15 protein-coding genes and 5 pseudogenes are annotated in these 20,331 nt (G+C 42.9%); 9 read left to right on the top strand and 11 right to left on the bottom strand.

What is annotated here, in order from left to right:
* Positions 1 to 423: 423 nt before the first annotated feature.
* On the bottom strand, positions 424 to 957 hold the full coding sequence (locus tag AACT52_RS02125) for a pentapeptide repeat-containing protein (protein ID WP_073635893.1): 534 nt from the start codon (positions 955 to 957) through the stop codon (positions 424 to 426).
* 241 nt (positions 958 to 1,198) lie between these two features.
* On the bottom strand, positions 1,199 to 3,055 hold the full coding sequence (locus tag AACT52_RS02120; RefSeq protein WP_073635892.1) for a DEAD/DEAH box helicase: 1,857 nt from the start codon (positions 3,053 to 3,055) through the stop codon (positions 1,199 to 1,201).
* 283 nt (positions 3,056 to 3,338) lie between these two features.
* Between AACT52_RS02120 and tnpA the strand changes: the two are divergent.
* Positions 3,339 to 3,668 (top strand): annotated as a pseudogene (tnpA, locus tag AACT52_RS02115) (IS200/IS605 family transposase); the annotation flags it as partial.
* Positions 3,669 to 3,731: 63 nt separating this feature from the next.
* On the opposite strand, the gene AACT52_RS02110 reads toward tnpA, so the two are convergent.
* Both AACT52_RS02110 and AACT52_RS02105 read right to left on the bottom strand, forming a co-directional pair.
* Positions 3,732 to 4,436, bottom strand: coding sequence for an RNA-guided endonuclease InsQ/TnpB family protein (locus AACT52_RS02110; RefSeq protein ID WP_233154201.1), 705 nt, complete (start codon positions 4,434 to 4,436; stop codon positions 3,732 to 3,734).
* 1 nt (position 4,437) lies between these two features.
* A complete protein-coding gene (locus AACT52_RS02105; protein ID WP_233154200.1) occupies positions 4,438 to 4,806 on the bottom strand; it encodes a helix-turn-helix domain-containing protein in 369 nt (122 codons plus the stop codon).
* A 205-nt stretch (positions 4,807 to 5,011) separates the two neighbouring features.
* Between AACT52_RS02105 and AACT52_RS02100 the strand changes: the two are divergent.
* Positions 5,012 to 5,143: pseudogene (locus AACT52_RS02100) on the top strand (IS200/IS605 family transposase); the annotation flags it as partial.
* A 374-nt stretch (positions 5,144 to 5,517) separates the two neighbouring features.
* Positions 5,518 to 5,901 (top strand): fluoride efflux transporter CrcB, encoded by a 384-nt coding sequence (gene crcB, locus AACT52_RS02095; RefSeq protein WP_073635890.1) that lies wholly within the window; start codon positions 5,518 to 5,520, stop codon positions 5,899 to 5,901.
* A gap of 192 nt (positions 5,902 to 6,093) precedes the next feature.
* On the opposite strand, the gene crcB (AACT52_RS02090) is transcribed toward crcB (AACT52_RS02095), so the two are convergent.
* On the bottom strand, positions 6,094 to 6,504 hold the full coding sequence (gene crcB / locus AACT52_RS02090) for a fluoride efflux transporter CrcB (protein ID WP_073635900.1): 411 nt from the start codon (positions 6,502 to 6,504) through the stop codon (positions 6,094 to 6,096).
* A 222-nt stretch (positions 6,505 to 6,726) separates the two neighbouring features.
* Here crcB (AACT52_RS02090) and AACT52_RS02085 point away from each other — a divergent pair, with 222 nt between their 5' ends.
* Entirely contained in the window at positions 6,727 to 7,206 is a 480-nt protein-coding gene (locus tag AACT52_RS02085) for a GNAT family N-acetyltransferase (protein WP_073635889.1), read from the top strand.
* A gap of 156 nt (positions 7,207 to 7,362) precedes the next feature.
* On the opposite strand, the gene AACT52_RS02080 is transcribed toward AACT52_RS02085, so the two are convergent.
* Both AACT52_RS02080 and murJ read right to left on the bottom strand, forming a co-directional pair.
* Positions 7,363 to 7,911, bottom strand: coding sequence for an outer membrane beta-barrel protein (locus AACT52_RS02080; protein ID WP_073635888.1), 549 nt, complete (start codon positions 7,909 to 7,911; stop codon positions 7,363 to 7,365).
* A gap of 280 nt (positions 7,912 to 8,191) precedes the next feature.
* The gene (gene murJ / locus AACT52_RS02075; RefSeq protein ID WP_073635887.1) at positions 8,192 to 9,808 is read right to left on the bottom strand and encodes a murein biosynthesis integral membrane protein MurJ; all 1,617 of its coding nucleotides are present in this window, start codon (positions 9,806 to 9,808) and stop codon (positions 8,192 to 8,194) included.
* A gap of 279 nt (positions 9,809 to 10,087) precedes the next feature.
* Here murJ and AACT52_RS02070 point away from each other — a divergent pair, with 279 nt between their 5' ends.
* Positions 10,088 to 10,603 carry a cupin domain-containing protein gene (locus AACT52_RS02070; protein ID WP_073635886.1) on the top strand — a complete coding sequence of 172 codons (516 nt, stop codon included), beginning with the start codon at positions 10,088 to 10,090 and terminating at the stop codon, positions 10,601 to 10,603.
* Here AACT52_RS02070 and AACT52_RS02065 read toward each other — a convergent pair.
* The 3 genes and pseudogenes from AACT52_RS02065 to AACT52_RS02055 form a co-directional block, all read right to left on the bottom strand.
* Positions 10,600 to 10,806: pseudogene (locus tag AACT52_RS02065) on the bottom strand (zinc ribbon domain-containing protein); the annotation flags it as partial. The gene AACT52_RS02070 and the pseudogene AACT52_RS02065 sit on opposite strands and share 4 nt — an antisense overlap.
* A gap of 491 nt (positions 10,807 to 11,297) precedes the next feature.
* Positions 11,298 to 12,269, bottom strand: coding sequence for an RNA-guided endonuclease InsQ/TnpB family protein (locus AACT52_RS02060; protein WP_233154199.1), 972 nt, complete (start codon positions 12,267 to 12,269; stop codon positions 11,298 to 11,300).
* A 453-nt stretch (positions 12,270 to 12,722) separates the two neighbouring features.
* Entirely contained in the window at positions 12,723 to 14,153 is a 1,431-nt protein-coding gene (locus AACT52_RS02055) for an LCP family protein (RefSeq protein ID WP_073635899.1), read from the bottom strand.
* A 515-nt stretch (positions 14,154 to 14,668) separates the two neighbouring features.
* On the opposite strand from AACT52_RS02055, the gene AACT52_RS02050 reads away from it, so the two are divergent.
* From AACT52_RS02050 to AACT52_RS02040, 3 genes are all read left to right on the top strand, one after another.
* On the top strand, positions 14,669 to 15,733 hold the full coding sequence (locus AACT52_RS02050) for a mannose-1-phosphate guanylyltransferase (protein ID WP_073635885.1): 1,065 nt from the start codon (positions 14,669 to 14,671) through the stop codon (positions 15,731 to 15,733).
* A 79-nt stretch (positions 15,734 to 15,812) separates the two neighbouring features.
* Positions 15,813 to 16,037, top strand: coding sequence for a membrane protein insertion efficiency factor YidD (gene yidD / locus AACT52_RS02045; protein WP_233154198.1), 225 nt, complete (start codon positions 15,813 to 15,815; stop codon positions 16,035 to 16,037).
* A gap of 126 nt (positions 16,038 to 16,163) precedes the next feature.
* Positions 16,164 to 17,810, top strand: coding sequence for an ABC1 kinase family protein (locus AACT52_RS02040; protein WP_073635884.1), 1,647 nt, complete (start codon positions 16,164 to 16,166; stop codon positions 17,808 to 17,810).
* A gap of 537 nt (positions 17,811 to 18,347) precedes the next feature.
* Here AACT52_RS02040 and AACT52_RS02035 read toward each other — a convergent pair.
* Positions 18,348 to 19,731: pseudogene (locus AACT52_RS02035) on the bottom strand (IS4 family transposase).
* 341 nt (positions 19,732 to 20,072) lie between these two features.
* Between AACT52_RS02035 and AACT52_RS02030 the strand changes: the two are divergent.
* Positions 20,073 to 20,331 (top strand): annotated as a pseudogene (locus AACT52_RS02030) (restriction endonuclease subunit R); the annotation flags it as partial.

Here is a 20,331-nt window from a genome sequence, read left to right as displayed (position 1 = left end):
TCAAATTATTGGCATTACCTGGCAAAGTTGCTTTGGTGGACTACTAGCCTCTCTCCCTTGTCCCGGTTCATAAAGCATGGACAAATATGCCCAGCCTTGGTGGCGAGGCGGTTTGATTAGTTAGATTTGGTAACTATGTGATACGAAAACCGCCTCGCCACCGCCTCAAAGAGAAATCTTTCTTGGGTATGAATGGATAAGGCGGTCCTGTTGTCTATTTCAGACCCAACCCCTTGTCAGTTCAACAATTGATATCTTTGAACGCAATTGCGTATCAGATCAACTCATGGGCTGTCTCATGGTCTTCTGGTCATTGTCCAACAAACCAAAACTCCATTACCAAGTATGGCAATGAAGTTATTATGCAAAAACAAAAGGCTATAGATTTTTTGGAACGATAGCGCTACAGCTACGCACTTTTGATTACTGAGTGATTAATCCTTGGGGTCTTATTACTCCTTCCAAATCAGCCCCCTGTAGATTTGCTCCTTCTATGTTCGCATCTGTTAGATTTGCCTTCTCTAAGTCTGCATCAAATAGGTTTGCTCTTTGCAGGTTTGCTCTCGTTATGTTTGCCTTGCCTAAGTCTGCTCCTTGCAGGTTTGCTGCTAGCAGATTTGTTGACTGTAAGTTAGCCTTTTCTAAGTCTGCACCTTGCAAGTTCGCACCTTCCAAGTTTGCAGCTTGCAGGTTTGCCCCTTTTAAGTATGCCCCACTCAGGTTACACCCGACACATTCTTTGGTTTCTAGTAAACGTCTAACGTTTGCTGTTACAGACTCTGTTGGCAATGCAGCTGGAGATATGATTGGAGTCTCTGTGGATTGTGTAGATACCGATGGTGTGAGTGATTGAGCAGTAGCGTTGGGTTGCTCAAGCAGAGAAAATCCCGCTATAAGTACTAGAAATACTGCTGCTAGAACCCAATGAGTGAGTTTTTTTAAATTTGGTTTTTTCATTTGACTTCCGTGGCTGTGCTTTGATTGCAACTATCAATAAGGTGCATAATCTTCACTTTAAATACGTTGGTTGATAAAATCAAATATTATTTTTATTCAATTTTATAAATTAAAGTGATTAAAAAAATCTTTAGATAGCAATGATCAGTGACAGGCCTCTCCTGTCACCAGACGCACTCGCGCCCTTCGCAGCTCCTCCGTTAGGAGGCACACGAGCTCATTTTATTTGTGCTGAATCTACTTAACTAGCTGTATCTAACTGAGCAATCCATTGATTAATTTTGTCACGCTGATCAGCAGAGAGCCGCTCAACTGCGACTCTAATAGCTTGTTTGTTATAGATTTGCCACAAAGAAGAAATCATTTCAATGTCTGAGCAAGCTTCAAGATCACCTGCTACTATTGCCAAATTTTCTTCAGTCAACCATTCCTCAATTTCCTTTTCATAGTGCGCTTTCATTTGGTTAAGCCTGTCTCTTTCTGGACGAGACAACTGAGTCCAAATAACTTTCTTGACAACATCTGGACGACGAGACATAATTTTTGTCACGTCTTCCCACTCTTTAGCTTTGCGAACACGGGAAGCTAAACATTCTATGCTGTACTCAAATGCCCATTCCGTACAACCAAGTAGTTCAACAGCATAGTTTAGCTCTGATAGAGTCAGTTCTTGGCAATTTAAAAACAAGTTTTTGATAGTGTCGTTATAAAATAAAAACTTTTTTTCTTCATTCCTAAACTTGCGCTTTTTGGCTTGAAGAATTGGGAGCAGTAAAACTGGACGGACTTCCGGCGGAACTTCTTTAAATTCAATACCTTCTGTGGAGATAATGACTGGTACTCCACCATTTTCGATTGCTGAAGATTCTTCCAATACCCACCGAAAAGATTTGCCGCAGTTGGGACAATCCGCTTCATATTGGGTCACAAACTCTGCTTTTGCAGAATTAAAGTATTCTTTGGTACGAATCAGCGCTGGCATTGGTTTGAAGACATGGTGACAGTGCGGACAGCATCGCACTCCTAGTGTGTCTGGGTCGCAGGATACCGGGTCGAGACTCCATTGTCTGTTGTCACACGGACGACCAAGCCTAAACCAATTATCGGTCATGTCGAGGATGGTAGCGTAATTTTTCTCCGGTGCAGGACGCAAGACTCTGCCAAGCATCTGCAACCACAGTGTTACGCTGGTAGTGGGTCGAGCAATGACAACGGCTTCTGAGTCTGGGCAATCAAATCCTTCGGTAAGGATGGCACAATTGCTGATAATTTTTGTCGTGCCGCTCTTAAATCTATCTAAAATTGCTTTACGTTGATCATGCGGTGTCTCTCCATCAAGATGTTCGCAAGTGATACCAGCAGCACGAAATTTGGCAGCGATCGCTTTGGAGTGCATCACGTTGACCGCAAAAAGTATTGTTTTCTTACCAGTACAAAAATTGTTCCATTGCTTTAAGACTTCTTCTGGTTTGTAGTCAGAAGCAACTTGCTCTAATTCTTTTTTGGTGAAATCCCGCTTTTGAGGAACTTTGTGCTTAGAATACTTAAATCCAGCTATCAACTTATAGTCTGTCAGGTATCCAAGGGTTATTAATTCAAGAGTGGAAATTGAGCAAACAAGATGGTCGAAGACATCTCGCAGTCCGTAACCATCTTCACGCCTTGGTGTCGCTGTCACTCCCAAAATTAACGCCTTTGGATAAGCATCTAATAATTTGCGGTAACTAGCAGCTGATGCATGATGGGCTTCGTCAACAATCACTAATTCCGCTTTTGGGTAGGTTTTACGACGTGCTAAAGTCTGGATGCTGGCAACCTGAATTAGGGAATCAGTTGGTTTGTACCCTGCTTTAATGATTCCTGGTTGCACCCCTGTCGTTACAGCCATTTTATCTGCAGCTTGGAGAATCAATTCTTCGCGGTGAGCAACTACCAACACGCCCTCACCCCTGCAAGTCAATTCAGATGCTACTGCCGCAAAGATAATAGTTTTGCCACCACCCGTGCTTAGTTGCAGCAATACCTTTCTCATTCCAGAAGACCAAGCGGCGAAAGTTTTTGAAATTAAATCCTGTTGGTAATCGCGCAGAGTGAACATTTTCAGTAATGGTCGCCCCTTGTTCTAATTGGAAATGCTGAATACGTTTATAATACCCATAACGTAGATAAGTAGAACAGGGAACAAAAGTCAACTCTTAGTCTCTTTCCTCCACAAAGCCGCAGAAAACTAGTAGTTTATCTGATTAATTTTGACATGTCCTAGGAATCAGATCCCCGACAACTTTTACGAAGTCGGGGATCTTGTGTTCTGTACAATTTGTCATCACCTTTTGTTGTTGATTCTAATTGCTACTACACTTACCGTCAACAATATTCAGGTAATGGCAAAACTTTCTAAAGAAGACCACCGCCAGTCGCCTAGGTCGGGAGACCCTCCTGCAGCGCTGGCTCATGAGTACAGGCGTACCGAAAATTCCGTTTCATCAATCAACTACCATTTTGTGTTTGTCCCAAAACGCCGAAAACCAGTACTAGTCAGCAATGTAGCGAAAAGGTTACAGGAAATCATATTTGAATTGGTACAAGAGCATAACTGGCGGTTGATTGCCTTGGAGATTCAACCAGACCATGTACATATGTTCATCAATGCTCCAACAGACGAAGCTCCATCCAAAATTGCTATGTGGGTCAAGGGGAGAGCATCTGCTATTCAAAACCTAGACAAATACTGACATCAGTTTTGATTGACGTTTCAATGGGGAGCGACGGCGCAATTAACCCTCAACGTCCAGGCACGGCGAAGCCATCCGCGCATATTTTCTTAAATTACGAGCCGCGTTCAAATCACGGTCAGTAGTATAACCGCATTCTTGACAAGAATAAACGCGGTCAGATAATTTCATTGGTTGCTTAAACCCACAGTTTGAACAAAGCTGAGTTGATGGATACCAACGGTCAACTAGTACGACTTTTGAACCATATCTAGTCGCTTTGTATTCAATCTGACGGCTAAACTCATAAAAATTGGCATCACCAACCGCAGCAGCAAGTTTATGATTGTGCATCATCCCCGAGGAATTGAAATCCTCAATCGCAACAACTGCGTGGTTTTTGCAGATAAAACTTGTTGCTTTATGAGTTGCATCCAGACGAATATTAGTGACTCGTCGATGAGCTTTGGCAATTCTTAGTTTTTGTCGATTTCGACGATTTGAACCTTTAACTTTATGTTGAAGTTGACGTTGTAGTCTATTTAGTTTGGACTGGGCTTGTTTCAAAGCTTTAGGATTAACAAACACAACTCCTGTTGATAAGGTAGCTAGAGTTTTTATCCCTAAGTCAACTCCCACATAGTCATGTTGTTTTTCGGTAATTTCAGATTCGATTTCATAAGAAAAAGAAATGTACCAATCACCTGCTTTTTGAGAAAGGGTAAACGATTTGGTAGTTGTATGGGGCAAACCTTCATAAGTTGACACCCTACCTATGGTTGGTAGTTTCAAAGAAGTACCACAAAGCTGCCATCGGCTTACCGCCAGAATTTATCGTAAAACTATTATGCCTGCCTTTTTTCTTGAATCTTGGATAACTAGCCTTTTTGTCAAAAAATCTTTGAAATGCTTTTCCTAAGTTTTCAAATGCAAATTCGGTTATTTTTTGACATATACCTTTTTCCTTGATCCAAGGAATAACAGGCTTAACTTCATTGTTAAAGAACTTCTTTAACATCAGGTGATTTGGCTTATAACCTTCGTTATATAAAGCATTCCATGTTGCTAGACCCCAGTTATAAGTAAACCGAGATATGCCAGCATGTTTTGACATCAGAACTTTTTGTTCCCAGGTCAATTTCAGCTTTGTTTTTATCGAAGTTAATAAAACCAAGTTAACAGAATTAGATAAGAGTTGATATCACCTCGATTTTCGCAGAATTTGTACAAATTCTATGAATGTTCATGTAAATTTTCTTAAAAGACTGCCTTGTACTATCAGGGGTATTTGTCAGGCTTTGTCGAGGTTTGTCGAGAAATTAGACTACTAGAAAGCAACTCACCACTTGAGAAAGGAATTCCCAGAATTAAAAAAACTACCTGCTTTGTGGACACCGACCTATTTTGTAGCGTCAACAGGTCAGGTCAGTACTGAGGTAGTTAAAAAGTATATTGAAAATCAACGTGGAAAGTAGAGAAACACAGGGCTAAAGCCCTTCGAGTCGCGCATCCCGTCGCTCTCTGAAGAGTAGGGGTTCTCGCGCTCCCACTATTCTCTGATAGTCTATCAAGTCAACTTTGCACCGATGAAATAAAAAACCGTCATCAGTGCGATCGCGTATCTCCTTCGGAGACGTTGAGCGCTAAGCGCACGCTCCGCGAACGCGTAGCGTGTCTGAAGGACTCAGGGGACGCTCTGCGCGATTGGCTTTGCCACTGCCCCTTGGGCAATCGCGACTTGTAGGTATTGACAGAATTGTGATTATTTGGTCGTATTTGTAGAATATCCATTAGGCATTCAGCTAAAACATGGCTGAACTAACAAATCCTTTCGCACTTACTGACTTCTATGAACTCTGCAACTTACGCTCTCATCGCAATCAGTTTGGGAGCAGTTCCAGGTGCCCTGAGTCGTTATTACCTTACTATCTTTTTTGCGCGTTGGTTAGGGACGGCGTTTCCTTATGGAACTTTTTTCATCAATATTACTGGCGCTTTTTTGATGGGCTTTTTTATTACCTTCACATCAAAGCTAGCAATTTTTCCTCAGCTAAATCTGTTAGTTGCAGTGGGGTTTTTAGGTTCTTACACTACATTTTCCACTTATGCCCTAGATACCTCAAATTTGTTACGGACGAAAAACTACCAAGCTGCAATACTTTATTGGTGTGGTAGCCCGATATTAGGGTTTATTAGTATAGAATTGGGAATATTCTTAGCCAAGATATTATGATGTTTTTTGAATCAGAACTCTGAGGCGATCGCCTTTCAGTAGGTCGTACAAATAAAGTTAACTTGTTAGAACCGTCATTAGCCATTGGTAAGAGTTTGAGGTATTTTTACATTTATTAATCTATTTATGTTTATTTATACCTATCTACTTATCAAATAAAGATTGATTATTTTCAGTTATTCTGATCAGCTATCATTCTTGTTTAATACGGATAAATTCAGCCAAACTATTTCCTAGTTGGAGGCATAGGATTGCTAATACGGCACTGCCTAACCAGTAGAAGAAACCAATTTCTAACCTGCGTTGTTGAAGTAGGTTAGCTGTATCTAATTCATAAGTTGAGAAGGTAGTATAAGCTCCTAAAAATCCTGTAGTTACTAGCAGTCGGACTTCAGGATGAATCGTAATGAATCGTCCCAGTGACAGTGTCGTAAAAAAACCCATGACAAAACAACCACTTACATTAATAATGAGCGTACTGTAGGGAAACCCTGTACCGAAAAGCTGATTGAACCACAAACCGAGGTAATAGCGGGAGAGTGCGCCAGCAATTGCGCCAAGACTGATAGCAACAGGAGTACGAATGGCAGGATTTTGGAGCATAGCAACACATCTAGGAGTGGAAGCTGTAGACATCGATTTGTCGAGATTTTGCCTGACACACAACTAAAGGGTACTATAGGAATCCTAAATCATTTATGAAAAATCTTGAGTAGTGTAGGGTGGGCACTGCCAGTCAGATCCTGCCCACTATATTCGGGTTTTAGTGGCAGTGCCCACCCTACGTGTGTTTCAAAAATCTTTGGAGGATTCCTATAGTAAGGCATGATAAAATTACGACACGCTGAATCAAAAGATATTGAATTTATTATCTCTCAGGAAGCGAGGAATGAGTTCAAAAGCTTTATTATTCGATGGAGTCGAGACGAACACACAAGAAACTTGAACAATTCTGATAAGCATTACTACATTATTGAAAATTCATCAGGAGAAGCCAGTGGTTATGCTATTCTGTCAGGTTTGAAATCACCAAACTGTAGTATTGAATTAACTCGAATTGTTATTGCTCAACCAGGACTAGGATACGGCAAAAGAGCATTGCGCATCCTTATTAAAAAGGCTTTTGAAAAGTATAATGCTCATCGTTTTTGGTTAGATGTCTTTGAACACAACCAACGCGCCAGACACGTTTACCAATCAGTTGGTTTCAACCAAGAAGGAATCCTGCGAGATGCCGTTAAGAAAGAAGACCGCTATTTTTCGTTAGTCATCATGTCAATGCTTGAGAATGAATATTTCAAATAATAGAAATATTATGGGTTTTATTGCTCACCGATAATTGTATTTTGTTGCTGCAAAAGGAGCGGTGAAGCTCCTAAAATCAGAGGAAAAACTTCACCGCTCTCGTGTATTTGGTTTTGCATCAGAATCCTTCTTTACGGGACGGAGTCTCTTGCCGGATTAGAAGCGGAACCCTAGCCCTGTTTGGAAGCTGACAGCGTCAGCGTCACTGCCTTTATAAGCGTCAATACCCCACTTGGCATCACCATACACAACGACGTTCTTAGCAACTTCTGATTCAGCGCCAAGGGTCACAACAGGTGCGTTCTGATTTCCCAACTGGCTTGCTTTACCTTCGTCCGTCTGGAAGGAGTAACCACCGCCAATGTAAACGTTAGTGTTTTTAGCGATGGGTGCATCGTAAGTTAACAACGGCATAGCTGCGGTTGAATCACCACCAAACAGAACAGAACCACGAAGTGAAACAGGCGCTTTAGGAATGGCGTATCGTCCTTGAATATTTCCACCGAATAAAGCTGCATCATTGTCTCGTCCGCCATTAGTCACGCCAGCAGAAGCACCAGCACCAAGATAGCTACCGTTCATACCGCGTGTTGCGGCTTCTTGAGTTGTAGCTGTTGTTGGAGCAGTTTGAGCCGAGGCAATTCCAGCAGAAAGAACAACAGAAGCAACAGCAAGTGTAGAAGTTAATAATTTTGCAAGTTTCATAGGTTTCTCGTTACTAGAATTAAGTGCAATCAATACTCTCTAGTACTAGAATCCCTTTTTTGACAAAATTTACCTTCATGCACTTAGGTTATCCAAGTGGATGAAACTGTTTCACCCAGTTAGGTGAGCCAACACTCAAAAATTTTAGCTAAAATATATGGCATATACCGCTAGTACTGCCTAACAGAAATAACAAGGGGAGTTAGAAATTACTTCTTAGACAGACGCGATAAGCATTGCTGAATTCTGAATCCTGATTTCTGGCTCCTTGTACTACCATTTATCTTTTCAAAAAACGCTGACGCAGACGAGAGACAAAAATATTGACTTCTGGTAATTTCATCGATGCGGCAATCACAGCAAAAACGCCGATGCCAACTAAACCAGCAATAGCCAATTGCAACAGTTGAATCAGTAAACCATTTGTACCTAAAAACTTCTGCAAAACCTCAAGAGTTCCATAGCTTGCAGCTCCAGCTACGATGCTACCAGCAGTCAAACCTAAAATTGGCAAACTCCACTCTCGCCAAGGTAAACCATTCAGCCTGCGATCAAGCAACCACAATAGCATCAATACTGAGATGCAATTCACCCCAACTGTTGCTAGGACTAAACCAGGCGCGCCAAAAGGTTTAAAGAAAATCCAATCTAGCAAGGCGTTGAACAAGATGTTAATAACGCTGATGCGAAATGGTGTTTCGCCATCGCCCAAAGCATAAAACACCCGCACCAAAACATCTCGCCCCAAGTAGACAAACATCCCAAGACCTGAAGCAACTAGTATCGAGGAAACGAGCGCTGAATCTGCTTGCGTAAAAGCACCGCGCTCATAGACGACTCGCACAATGGGGACAGACAGCACTACCATCAGCGCACCCATTGGTAGCATGGTGAGGGCAGTAAGTATAAGTCCCTGACGAATTCGCAATTTTAGCTCCGGCCAATTATCTGGCTCGGCAAGACGTGCGAATACTGGTAACAAAGGTAGCAATATAATATTAGAGATAATACCTAAAGGTGTTTGCACCAAGATATTGGAATAACGCAATCCAGAAGGAGCAGAGGGGATGAAGGATGCGAAATACATATCAGTGTAAAGGTTAATTTGCAACATTCCAGAGGAAAAGGTTGCTGGTGCCATAATTTTCAGTACATCGTTGACCCCTGGCTGCTTAAAATTAAATCGCAGGCGAAATGTACCTAAGCCTGCTCGTGCTTGGGCAATTTGCTGAATCAACCATTGTAGGAACGCTCCGGCTAGGGTACCTCCAGCTAATACCATTCCACCTAAAATGGCATATTGAGGTGAGCTAATTTTGTTACCTAATTGCAGAGCAAGGATACCAAGCCCAATAATGAGAATAATGCTGGAAAATAAGGGGCTGAGCGAAAGTAGCCAGTATTGATTAGCTGTGTTGAGAGTACCAAAGCCAATACCAATCAGTCCTGCTAAAACTGCGATCGGTGCCATAATCCTCAGTTGCACGATCGCATTTGCTTTCACTAATGCTCCATTAGGAACTGTATCTAAACCTGGCGCTACTAAGTCAATCAGGTTAGGAGCAAATACGACTAGGAAAATGCTCACCAAGACGAGCAAACCACCCACAAGAGTTGTAATTGTTTCCACCAAAGGCGCGGCTTCTTCTTGCTTGCGCTTGGCTAACACGCTGACGATCGCACTATGAAATGGTCCATTCACACCACCTAACAAGATCAGTAGAAAACTCGGGATCATGTAGGCGAAGTTATAAGCATCAACAATCGCCCCTGCACCAAAAGCAGCGGCGATCGCTTGTTCGCGTACCAGTCCAAAAAATTTGCTTATTAACGTCGCAACGGCAATAATGCCAGCAATTCCAGCTAAAGAACGAGAGGCTTTTTGTTCTTGTGTCACAAATCGTACCTGACAACTTTCTCAAGGCGCATATCTTGAAACATTTAACCTGAAATTTAGCAGTTTGTCAGGGTAGTTTTGACAAAATCAGAAATGTAGGCATGTAAAAGAGTATCCATTCTTCAAGTTCATTTTTGCAAGAAATGTCGTTGTGCTGCATTCCAAAGACTTTTCTCACAACTTTTGTCAAGAGCATAAGTTGATTTAAAGTACATCTATATAAAAATAAAGGCTCTTCCAGTTTAAGACAAACTTTTTTCAACCAGAAGGAGAATCACAATGACAGTCAATCCTAAAACCACTATAGTTAAGCCAGGTCAAGGTTCCACATATTTGTTTTGGGGTGATCTCTACACTTTTGTTGCTGTGGGGGAAGATACAGGTGGAGCATATTCGCTAACTGAGGTAGTACTGCAACCCCAAAGCATGACACCACTCCACATTAATGAAGAAGACGAAGCGCACTACATTCTTGACGGGGAAATTGAGTACCAACTTGACAAGCAGACAATCGTTGCAACTCCAGGAACCTTCGTTCAGTTGCCCAAAGGTCACAGCCATGGTTTTAAGAACATTGGGTCAAAGCCTGCTAAAATGCTAATGCTTATAACGCCAGCAGGACCTGAGCAGTTTTTTGCAGAAGTGGGACAGCCAGTGAAGCTACCGATAAACGAGGAAGAAATACACAGTTTTTACCGCCCTCCCAGCCCTGAGGAAATTGAAAAAGCTATTGAAGTCGCAACGACAAAATATGGGGTAAAATTAGTCCGATACAAAAATGCTAACAATTGCTAACAATTGCCTGCTTTTTCTTCCTGCTTCATACTGGAAGTGTCGGCACTACCCAGTCCACAGGCTAACACGACTAATCTAGTCGCATATGAACTTAAATTAACAGCAGCATTCAAATCTCTGTCACACTTCAACCCACAGATATCACATTTAAGCACTCTTTGAGACAGTGACAAAGATAATTTTTTCTCACCGCAGCCAGAGCAAGTTTTACAAGAAAGTAGGTTGAAAGCCCCGCGCTTTTAAGCCGGGGGACGCCAGATACCTACGGAGGGAGACCCTCCTGCAGTACTGGCTCATGAAAACCACAGTGCAGGATTTATCCTGCTATAATATCTAGGTGCTATCCAGTAGGAATAACCGCAGACACGAGGAACTGACTTAGTACGGAGAAATCCCGGCATATAAGAAACAACGGTCTTCATGACGACAGTATGACTACATCACTGCAAATAATGGCAGGTCAGGGAGTGTTCGACAACATCAAGGCGCTTTGCGGACTCGCGAAGCGAAGCGGTTCCTTTTAGGAACTACGTAGTGCAAAAGTCAATTAAACAAAAGTAGAGCTACAGGTGAGTTAATCTCATCCAAGGGTTGTAGGGCGGATTTGACCCCGCCACTCGCAAGAGACAAAACTGAGAAGTGGAAAGACACGGCTTTAGCCTGTCTTGAAACAACAGTTTGAATCTCCGTGTCTTTAGACCGGAGAGAGGTCAATACTGGGATAAAATCTATCCACTACTACCAACTTGCTACCATATAGCTGGGTTTTATATTCTAACTGACGACGGAACTCATAAAATCCCATATCAGCTATTGCTTTAGCTAACTTACCATTAGCTAACATCCCGGATACATTTAAATCCTCTATCCCTATCACCGCGTGGTTTTTGCTGATATAGGTGGTTATTTTGTGTAATGTATCTTTCCTGATGTTGGCTATTTTTTGGTGTAGTCTTGCTATTTTGATTTGAGATTTTCTGTAATTACTTGAGCCGATTTGCTTATGACGATTCAAGTATTGCATTCTTGCTAGTTTAGATTCATATTTCTTATAACTTTTTAATCCATCAAATACTTCTCCTGTCGAGAGTGTAGCTAAATGGTTTATTCCTAAGTCTACTCCTACAAACTCTTGCTTTTTAGGAGGTTGACTTATTTCTACTTCTATTTTCCAAGATATAAACCACCTATCAGCTTGTTTGCTGATTGTGACTGATTTGGGTTTATATCCTGTTGTTAAATGTTCATAAGTCTTTATCCATCCAATTACAGGTACTTTGACTTTTCTGTGAGCAATGTGAATTGCACCATCTAGAGTAAAGGAATCATGTCTGCCTTTTTTTTTTAATTTGGGAAATCCTTTAGCTTTCTTGAAAAAAGATTTCAAGGCATCTGCTAAGTATTTTAATGCGTATTGAGGAGCGCATTTAGATACTTCATAGTACCACTGATGGATAGTTTTAATTGATGCTACTAACCATTTATGTAAGTCTATGGCTGTGGGAAATTTGATTTTGTCATCAGGATTAAGTTTATTATGTATCAGTACCTGTTGACATAATGCTAAACCTTGATTCCAAGCGTGTCTTGCTACTCCTGCATGTTGTGCCAGTAGTAGACCTTGTTGCTTGTTGACTTTGAGTTGTGTCTTAAATCCTAGTAGCATGATGGTATTTTACAATTAAATGCCAACATGGTTACAGAAAAGATGAGTACATCAAACGGGTATTAAGCAAGTGTGATTAATTGGTAGTAATTGTTAGTTTTTAGCCTACTGTTAATTAACCCTCCTGCTTCTAGTTCTGGTAGTTAGAGAGGTCTCAATTGAGTGTAATACACATTGTTTGTAGGGACACGGGTAGCCTTTGACCCTACCGTAAGCGTGCGTGTATTCCATGCAAGTGAGAGTGGCATAATTTATAGAAAATGAATTAGAAAACTAAGCATAAGCTGGACTAGCGTAAAGCAGCACCCATAACCAAGCAAGAATCCAAACCACAATCAATCCTAAAATACGAAGTAGGATTTTTTTCATAAGCTTGCCCTTTGTCCTGTGTCATTAGTCATTAGTCAAAAGACAAAGATGTAGAGACGCGCCATGGCGCGTCTCTACTAATGACTACTTCCAATCTTTACCAATACGAATGGTAAGGTCAGATTCTAGATCCCCAATTGCAGCAACGTGGATACTACCAAAGCCTAATAATTTTTGTAGTTCTTCTCCTGCTTGTCTGTTGCCTTTCTGGACAATAATCTGGGTTTGGCGTTTGGTGTCAGCCCACTCAGGTACAGCGTAAACTTTAGTAAAACCTTTCTGTTTAAGAGAGTTGATAACTTTTTGAGTTAGCTCGGGTTTATTGGAAGCATTTTGAATAGCAATTTTGAGGCTGGCTAGCGGTTTCGCACTTGGCCTCATACCAGATATTGTCACCCCAGCATAGTCATCAAGCAAATCAACTCGCCCAGTCAGATCTAGCCAGTAGCTATTGGGGTCTTGGCTTAAACGGCTGAAAATACCAGGCAGTATGGTCATTTGGAAATTATCTCGCCTAACGTTTAAGCCAAAGTTGACCAGCGCCATCATTTCTTCCAGCTTCAGGTTAGTGTCGAAGTGCTTTCGCATAATGCGGACGAGTTGAGGTAACCTGGGTAAGACTGTTGGACTATCTAGGCGAGAACGCAATGCCATCAGTAGTGCTTGCTGTCGCTGTACTCTTTCGAGATCCCCCATTCCTGGTTCACGGAAGCGCACAAATTGTTCTGCTTGTTCGCCATTGAGAGTTTGCCAGCCGTTAACTAAGTTAATCGAAAATTTCTCGCCAGAGTCTTTATTGACCATTGGTTTGGGAACAAAGACCTCTACTCCACCCAACTGATCCACCATCTGTCGCAACCCACTAGTAGATATACGAATGTAGCGGTCAATAGGTGCATTATTTAAAGTACGACTGATGACGCGTGCTGCCAAAACATGACCACCTTGGGCATTCGCATCAGATACCTTAGTTAATCCTTTTTCTGGAATAGCTGTCATCGTATCTCTGGGGATCGAAAGCACCCGGATTGTTTTGTTACTTGGGTTGACTCGTATCAACAGTATCGTATCGCTATGACCTGCAAAACTTTCCGGAGAACCATCTACACTCCTGGGTACTGGTTCAATGCCCATTACCAAAATATTCATTGGTCGAGTGAGTTGATATTGTGAAATGTTACTCCACAACTCCGCAGGCAAAGGTGTTTTTTGCTCTTTCCCACCTAATCCTACTTCTTCATCTGTTTGATCAATATCACTCCAAAGTGGAGTCCAAAGTGCCAAAGTCGATACCAGCAAACCCGACAAAGTGATTCCTACAACAATTGTGAGTATCCAAAATAGCCATCGAGGCATGGCTAACCCCAGTCTGTGGTAAAGCTGGCTGGGAATTGAACCCGTAGACTCTACGAAGTTACGGGAAATTTTTTCTTGCTTTGTTGCTGTCACTTCATTTGGCAGTTGAATTTCCTCAGATGTGCCCTGGTTTTCTTGACCTGCTACTTGTTTGACCACAATAGTTCCCCACTCATCCACTCCCTAAACGTAATGTTAATGCAAGCCATAAATCTTGCCAGTTAACAAGATCACTTGAAGTCTTTAAGAAGAACAAAAGAACACAAAACACAGAATACATTGCGATAACCGCGCGTTGAGGCTTGTATCCTTTTATTCTGACTCTTCGGGTATCTCCTATGCCTATGCCGGAGGCACAGCTGAGCGCAGAGCGTCCGGTAAGGGATACGCTCAAGGGTGCCAAAGGTGTACGCAGCAGCTGCTTTGTATGCCTGCGCCCCCTTTGCGCTTACGCAGTCCCTTAGGTCGGCAAACTTTCATTCGCTCTTTGGGCACGATACGCCCAACTCATAGCTGCAACCTAGGAGGCACAGGGCTGTCTCACAACTGAGTACTGAGTACTGAATTCTTTCTTCGGTCATTTCCTCTGACTTCATCGTGAGCACCTTTATACTTCATTACTTTTGTTTGTCACAGTACACTTGTAGTGTTCTTTAGTAAGTTTTTATGACACAATGACTAGAACCTTGTTCCCTGTCATCCTTGCAGGTGGTAAAGGCGAGCGTTTTTGGCCCCTAAGTCGCCAAAATCGACCTAAGCAATTTTTGAATCTTGATGGTAGCAATAGAAGTCTTCTGCAAGCAACTGCTGACCGACTGCTGACATTTGCAGACGGTTGGAAGAACTTGTGGGTCATCACTTCTGGTCAGATAGCTGAAGGAGTGCGAGAACAACTGCCACAACTGCCATCTGATAACCTACTCGTCGAGTCACAGGGAAGGGACACTGCTGCTGCGGTTGCTTGGACAAGTTTGGAAATTCAAAAGCGTTACGGAGATGAGGCTATTATCGGCTTTTTCCCTGCTGACCACTGGATTGCAGACCAAGAAGCATTTGCACGCACAATAAATGCAGCTACAGAACTTGCGGCAACTCAAGCAGCAATAGTGACACTGGGTATCAAGCCAACGTTTGCATCAAGTGGTTACGGCTATATTGAACAAGGCGAAAAGGTTGGTATCTTTAATGACTTGCCAGCTTATCACGTCAATCGGTTTACTGAAAAGCCTGACCGTGAAACGGCAGACAAATTTCTCTCTACGGGGCGCTTTAGCTGGAATAGCGGGATGTTTATTTTTCGGGCGGGCATTGTTCTTAAGGAACTGCACATACACGCTCCAGAAATTATCGAACCGATAGAAAAACATGGTTCTGACATCTACCCAGAGCTACCTAAGAAGAGTATCGACTATGCCTTAATGGAAAAGACAGATATCGCCTATGTCTTGCCAGCAGAATTTGGCTGGGATGATTTAGGAGATTGGAATGCGATTGAGCGTTTGCTGAAAAAAGAAGGCACTCCCAATGTCGAATTGGCTACTCACGTAGGGCTTGATACCCAGGGGTCTATCGTTTACTCGACAAATGAAGAAGATGTCATTGTTACCATTGGGTTAGATGATGTCGTAATTGTGCGCGATCGCAACGTTACCCTCATAGTCAAAAAAGACCGTACCCAAGAAATTAAGCAAGTCCTCAAAACCTTGCAGAGTGATCCCCGATTTACGAACTTGCTTTAAAACTTAAAACCCTTGGCAGAGGCATAAAAGGTGAATTTACCAGTATAACTTTTCTGTCTCGTATTTCATTTGAACAATTATGCAAATCATTAGTTATCAGCTTCTAGCCAAGGGCATGGCAATAAACCGCATTATTGCCTATCAAAAGCATATTTTTGCGAGCAAAAGATTTTCGTGTCCCCATCGTCTACACGGTGGGGATTTCTGCTCAAATGATGTCAAACGGATGCTGAGCAAAGAAAGTTTGATAAAAGTTGTAAAATCATCTTTACAAAGATTTAAAGATTCTGCAGCAAGCAAGTAAAATCCTCAAACTCAACAGCAGTACTAACAGCTTCAGGTGCATCATCATTGCCTGCTGCTTACCTCTCTAACTCCTCTGTTCCTCTTTCTGTTGCACTCTCGGTTGCCTCTGCAATTCATTAAAATTATGTTTATAACCCAAACTGTTCCTCGTCAAAGAGAAATTATTGAAGTTCTACTTCGCAATGGCTGGGACTATATGCGACGCCTCCTTACGGTCGGTAAAGCCGATGAACCCCAGCTACCTACACCTGCTGTTTTAAAAAACATCTTGGTAGATTTAGGACCAGTCTACGTCAAACTCGGTCAGTTAATGTCTACCCGTCCAGACTTGCTCAGCGCAGCATACATAGAAGAACTGTCAACGCTGCAAGACGAAGTGCCTCCAGTTCCCTGGGCAGAAGTAGAAGTCCTCATTCGCAAACAACTCAAACGCCCCTTAGAAGAAACCTTCGCCACAGTAAATGCGATCGCAGTAGCAGCTGGTTCAATTGCCCAGACACACAAAGCGACACTCGCAGATGGTCGGGAAGTTGCTCTTAAGGTGCAACGTCCAGGAATTGATATCACTGTTGCTCAAGATATCGCTTTAATTCAAGGTATTGCCGATTTAGTTGCCCGTACTGAATTTGGCCAGACTTATGAAATCAAATCCATTGCCGAAGAATTTACCAAGGCGCTGGAAGCAGAGTTAGATTTTACACGAGAAGCAGGTTTCACCGACCAGTTGCGACGCAATTTATCCGAAAGTCGCTGGTTTGATCCCACACAGTTAGTCGTTGCCGAAATTTACTGGGATTTGACCACACCAAAATTAATGGTGATGGAGTGGCTGGACGGGGTTCCTCTGCTGATGGGGGATCTCAGCAGTGACAACAACGGTCAAGACCCTGCGGAGAAGCGCAAAGCAATTACCACCCTACTATTCCGTGCTTTCTTTCAGCAACTGTACATTGATGGCTTCTTCCACGCCGATCCGCATCCAGGGAATTTATTTTATCTCAAAGACGGTCGCGTTGCTTTGTTAGACTGCGGCATGGTGGGACGGCTTGATCCGCGCACGCAACAGATATTGACCGAAATGTTATTGGCAATTGTGGATCTAGATGCTCAACGGTGCGCTCAGTTAACTTTGCAGCTAGCGGAGTCTACACAGCCAGTGATTATGGTTCAGCTGGAAAATGATTATGACCGGATGCTGCGAAAGTATTACAACCTGAGCGTGTCGCAGATGAATTTCAGTCAAATCATCTATGAACTTCTGCAAGTTGCCCGCAATAATAAAATTCGCTTGCCCAGTAACATGGGCTTATACGCCAAAACCTTAGCTAACTTAGAGGGGGTAGCGCGGGGATTTAACCCAGAAGTGAACTTTATCGATGAAATTCAGCCATTGCTGACAGACTTGTTTCGCCGACAACTGTTTGGGGATAGTCCCGTGCGATCGCTCCTGAGAACAGCGCTGGATCTTAAAAGCCTTTCTTTACAATCTCCCCGTCAGATAGAGTTGCTGCTAGACCGAATTACCTCGGAAACTCTACAGTGGAATATCTCAGTGCGTGGTTTAGATGGCTTGCGGCGTACGACAGATGATGCTGCTAATCGTCTTTCTTTCAGCATCTTGGTTGGTTCGCTGATTATGGGTGCAGCAATTATCTCTAGCAACGCACGGACACCTCAACTTTCTTTTTTAAGCAATGTGTTGTTTGCCGTCGCCAGTTTGCTAGGGCTGTGGTTAATCATTAGTATCTTGCGATCCGGGCGTCTACGTTAAAACCTAGAACCCCAGCCCTAACCCCTCCCCCTTCGGGTATGCCTAGTGGGTACGGCCACGGCTATCGCCGTTAGCGCAGCTCCTCCGGAGGAGGCACGGCACGCTACGCGTTCGCCCTTGGCGTAAGCGCAAGCGGGGAGGGGAAGTTTTCGCACAAGACAAAATCGGGGTGGGGTGTTGGGGCGATCGCACTACAGCAATTTTGCTGTTGGGATACCAAAAAATAAATTATCCATTCTGTAGGGTGGGTTAGGCGCACGACAGTTGAGGTTTTACATGCAGGGCTAAAGTGCGGCGTAACCCACCATTGTTTTGGAGAGTACTACAAATGGGAGATTTTTTTAATTGGAAGTCCCTTAGACTAAGCCAACAAACCTAACCCCCCAACCCCCCTTCCCTACAAGGCTATGCATTACCCGGATCTTTCTTAACAATCCCAGAACTGTTATAGAGATTTGGTTTTATGAATAGACAAAAAGGGTGAACTTGACCTGACGGACAGTTTTTGTATAACAGAAGGATTACAGTAGGCGATCGTTAACAGCAGAGGAAATTTTGGGAATTGGAAGCAAGCAATTTCCAAGTAGCGGCGATGTCGTGTAATCGCCGCATTCCGCGCCAAATTGTCTTAACTCCTGGCTCACCATCAGCAATTCGTCCTAAAAAGCCACCTAGAGTTGCTATCATCCGCACAGCTTCTCGTAAAGAAGGTGGCGTTTGTGGAGGATGGGGCGTTTTGTTAATAGTGACACACAGAGATTGCCATTCATGTGACTCTAAAACTGTGTCACACGGTTGGTTTGGATTCATCCGGACTTCATAGGTTAACCACAACAAACGCCACGCGACAATTGAATAAGTCGCCAACGCCATTTCAATACGACGGGCAGTAACGAGAAAGGAGTTTTTCAATTCCACAGCCACTCTTGAGGGTGTAGTGATAACGTTCAATTAACCAGCGATAAGTGTACCAACGCACACAGCGAACTACATCATCAAAACCACCGACATCTAGGGTCGTTAGTAACAACCAATTGATTGGGGCTACTCCTTGTGGTGGTTGTTCTTCTTCTGCCAAGACTACTTGCAAGCTGACAGGTTTTAGCGCTGAACGCTTTTTGTGATGCAGTGGCACTTGAATGTGTAATGTGGCAAAGCGTAATGTTAATGTAGCTTTTCGTGTTTCGCGTTCTGGATTACGTTGTAATTCTACATTGATTCTGCCACACGGTTGTGTTTGACCAATGGCTTGATGTAAGTATTTTGTCTCATGGTCAACTCGTCGGTTATGGGTAGCACGAATCAAAAAATCAGAATTTTCTGTTCGTGGCATGGCAAATAAGTCGTAGATGTCGCCTTCGCGGTCGGTAATGGTAACGACTTGAATCTCTTGTGGTATTACCTGTTGTGTTGCCGTTGCTGCATCTAACCAACGTTGACTTTCTTTATCTTTAGTTTCCCGTTGCCGACGCTTCGCGCGCTATGCCAATAGTTTCTTTTTCTCTTGCCCATACTTGGAGCGTCAATCACTCCTAATGGCACTCCCTGTGTACTGGCGACAAAAGTTGAGTGTACCTTCAACCCCAAAAGTGCCGAATGATCTGTTGGACCTAGACCAATGCTTGCCGGATGATGGGTAAAGTCTAAGTCTGTGGTGTCTTGAATTGCTAATACGCACTTATGTTGCTTTATTCTGTTAACGGTGCTTATCCTATGGGCAGCACGGATATCTTCGCTCTTTAAAATACGGCGAGTTCCAAAAATCATACGCTGCCGTTGTTGCTGCACTTTCCGCTGATGCTTGCGGCACACTCTCTCCCGGTTGTCCTGCCAAGTCTTCTACAATTCTTACCAGTCGTTTTTTCCGTCGGGAGTCTCCCAACTGCGCGTATTGTAATTCCTGTTGTGCCCACTTGGACATCATCCACCCCTTTTGTAATTAACGATCGCCTGTGGCAGGTAATTTTCTCCTCATACTCATCTTTGATTCCCCCTGTCAACCCCCACAACTACCCTCACCGCCACCATTCTTATCCTGCCTGTTTTCCAGCAATGTTAAGAAAGATCCGGGTAATGCATAGCCCTACAACGGAAGGGGGGGAAAAATTCAAAGGCTCTCTCCTATAGATATTAGACTTCTTGCAAAAATGCTTGAAATGTCATGTTGAGCGAAGCGAAACATCTCTTGAGATTCTTCGCTACACTGCGTTTCGCTCAGAATGACATCCACAACTTCTCTACTTTTGCAAGAAGTCTATTGCTGTGCTTGATGATGATGTCATTATCAAAGGCAGAATTGATACATTAGTTTTGAAAGACCAATTTTGGCTAATGATTATTGAGTCTAAAAAAGCTTCCTTCTCAATTAAAGAAGGACTAGCACAAATTCTTGCTTATATGTTGGGTAGTCCTCACCCAGACAATATTTGTTTTGGTATGATTGCCACTGGTAGCGAGTTTATTTTCTTGACACTCCCCACGGCTAAAAGCCGGGGGATTCTTGGCTCATCGACGTTTCTTG

The sequence above is a fragment of the Scytonema sp. HK-05 genome, assembly GCF_963872035.1.
Lineage (GTDB): Bacteria > Cyanobacteriota > Cyanobacteriia > Cyanobacteriales > Nostocaceae > Kalymmatonema.
The sequence above is the reverse complement of the archived record's forward strand: the minus strand, read 5'-3'. Positions and strand labels throughout refer to the sequence as shown.

Excerpts from the sequence above, each read along its gene's own strand:
- AACT52_RS02125 (WP_073635893.1), bottom strand. The coding sequence starts at position 957 with ATGAAAAAACCAAATTTAAAAAAACTCACTCATTGGGTTCTAGCAGCA.
- AACT52_RS02120 (WP_073635892.1), bottom strand. The coding sequence starts at position 3,055 with ATGTTCACTCTGCGCGATTACCAACAGGATTTAATTTCAAAAACTTTC.
- crcB (WP_073635890.1), top strand. The coding sequence starts at position 5,518 with ATGAACTCTGCAACTTACGCTCTCATCGCAATCAGTTTGGGAGCAGTT.
- crcB (WP_073635900.1), bottom strand. The coding sequence starts at position 6,504 with ATGCTCCAAAATCCTGCCATTCGTACTCCTGTTGCTATCAGTCTTGGC.
- AACT52_RS02085 (WP_073635889.1), top strand. The coding sequence starts at position 6,727 with ATGATAAAATTACGACACGCTGAATCAAAAGATATTGAATTTATTATC.
- AACT52_RS02080 (WP_073635888.1), bottom strand. The coding sequence starts at position 7,911 with ATGAAACTTGCAAAATTATTAACTTCTACACTTGCTGTTGCTTCTGTT.
- AACT52_RS02070 (WP_073635886.1), top strand. The coding sequence starts at position 10,088 with ATGACAGTCAATCCTAAAACCACTATAGTTAAGCCAGGTCAAGGTTCC.
- AACT52_RS02060 (WP_233154199.1), bottom strand. The coding sequence starts at position 12,269 with ATGCTACTAGGATTTAAGACACAACTCAAAGTCAACAAGCAACAAGGT.
- AACT52_RS02050 (WP_073635885.1), top strand. The coding sequence starts at position 14,669 with ATGACTAGAACCTTGTTCCCTGTCATCCTTGCAGGTGGTAAAGGCGAG.
- yidD (WP_233154198.1), top strand. The coding sequence starts at position 15,813 with ATGCAAATCATTAGTTATCAGCTTCTAGCCAAGGGCATGGCAATAAAC.
- AACT52_RS02040 (WP_073635884.1), top strand. The coding sequence starts at position 16,164 with ATGTTTATAACCCAAACTGTTCCTCGTCAAAGAGAAATTATTGAAGTT.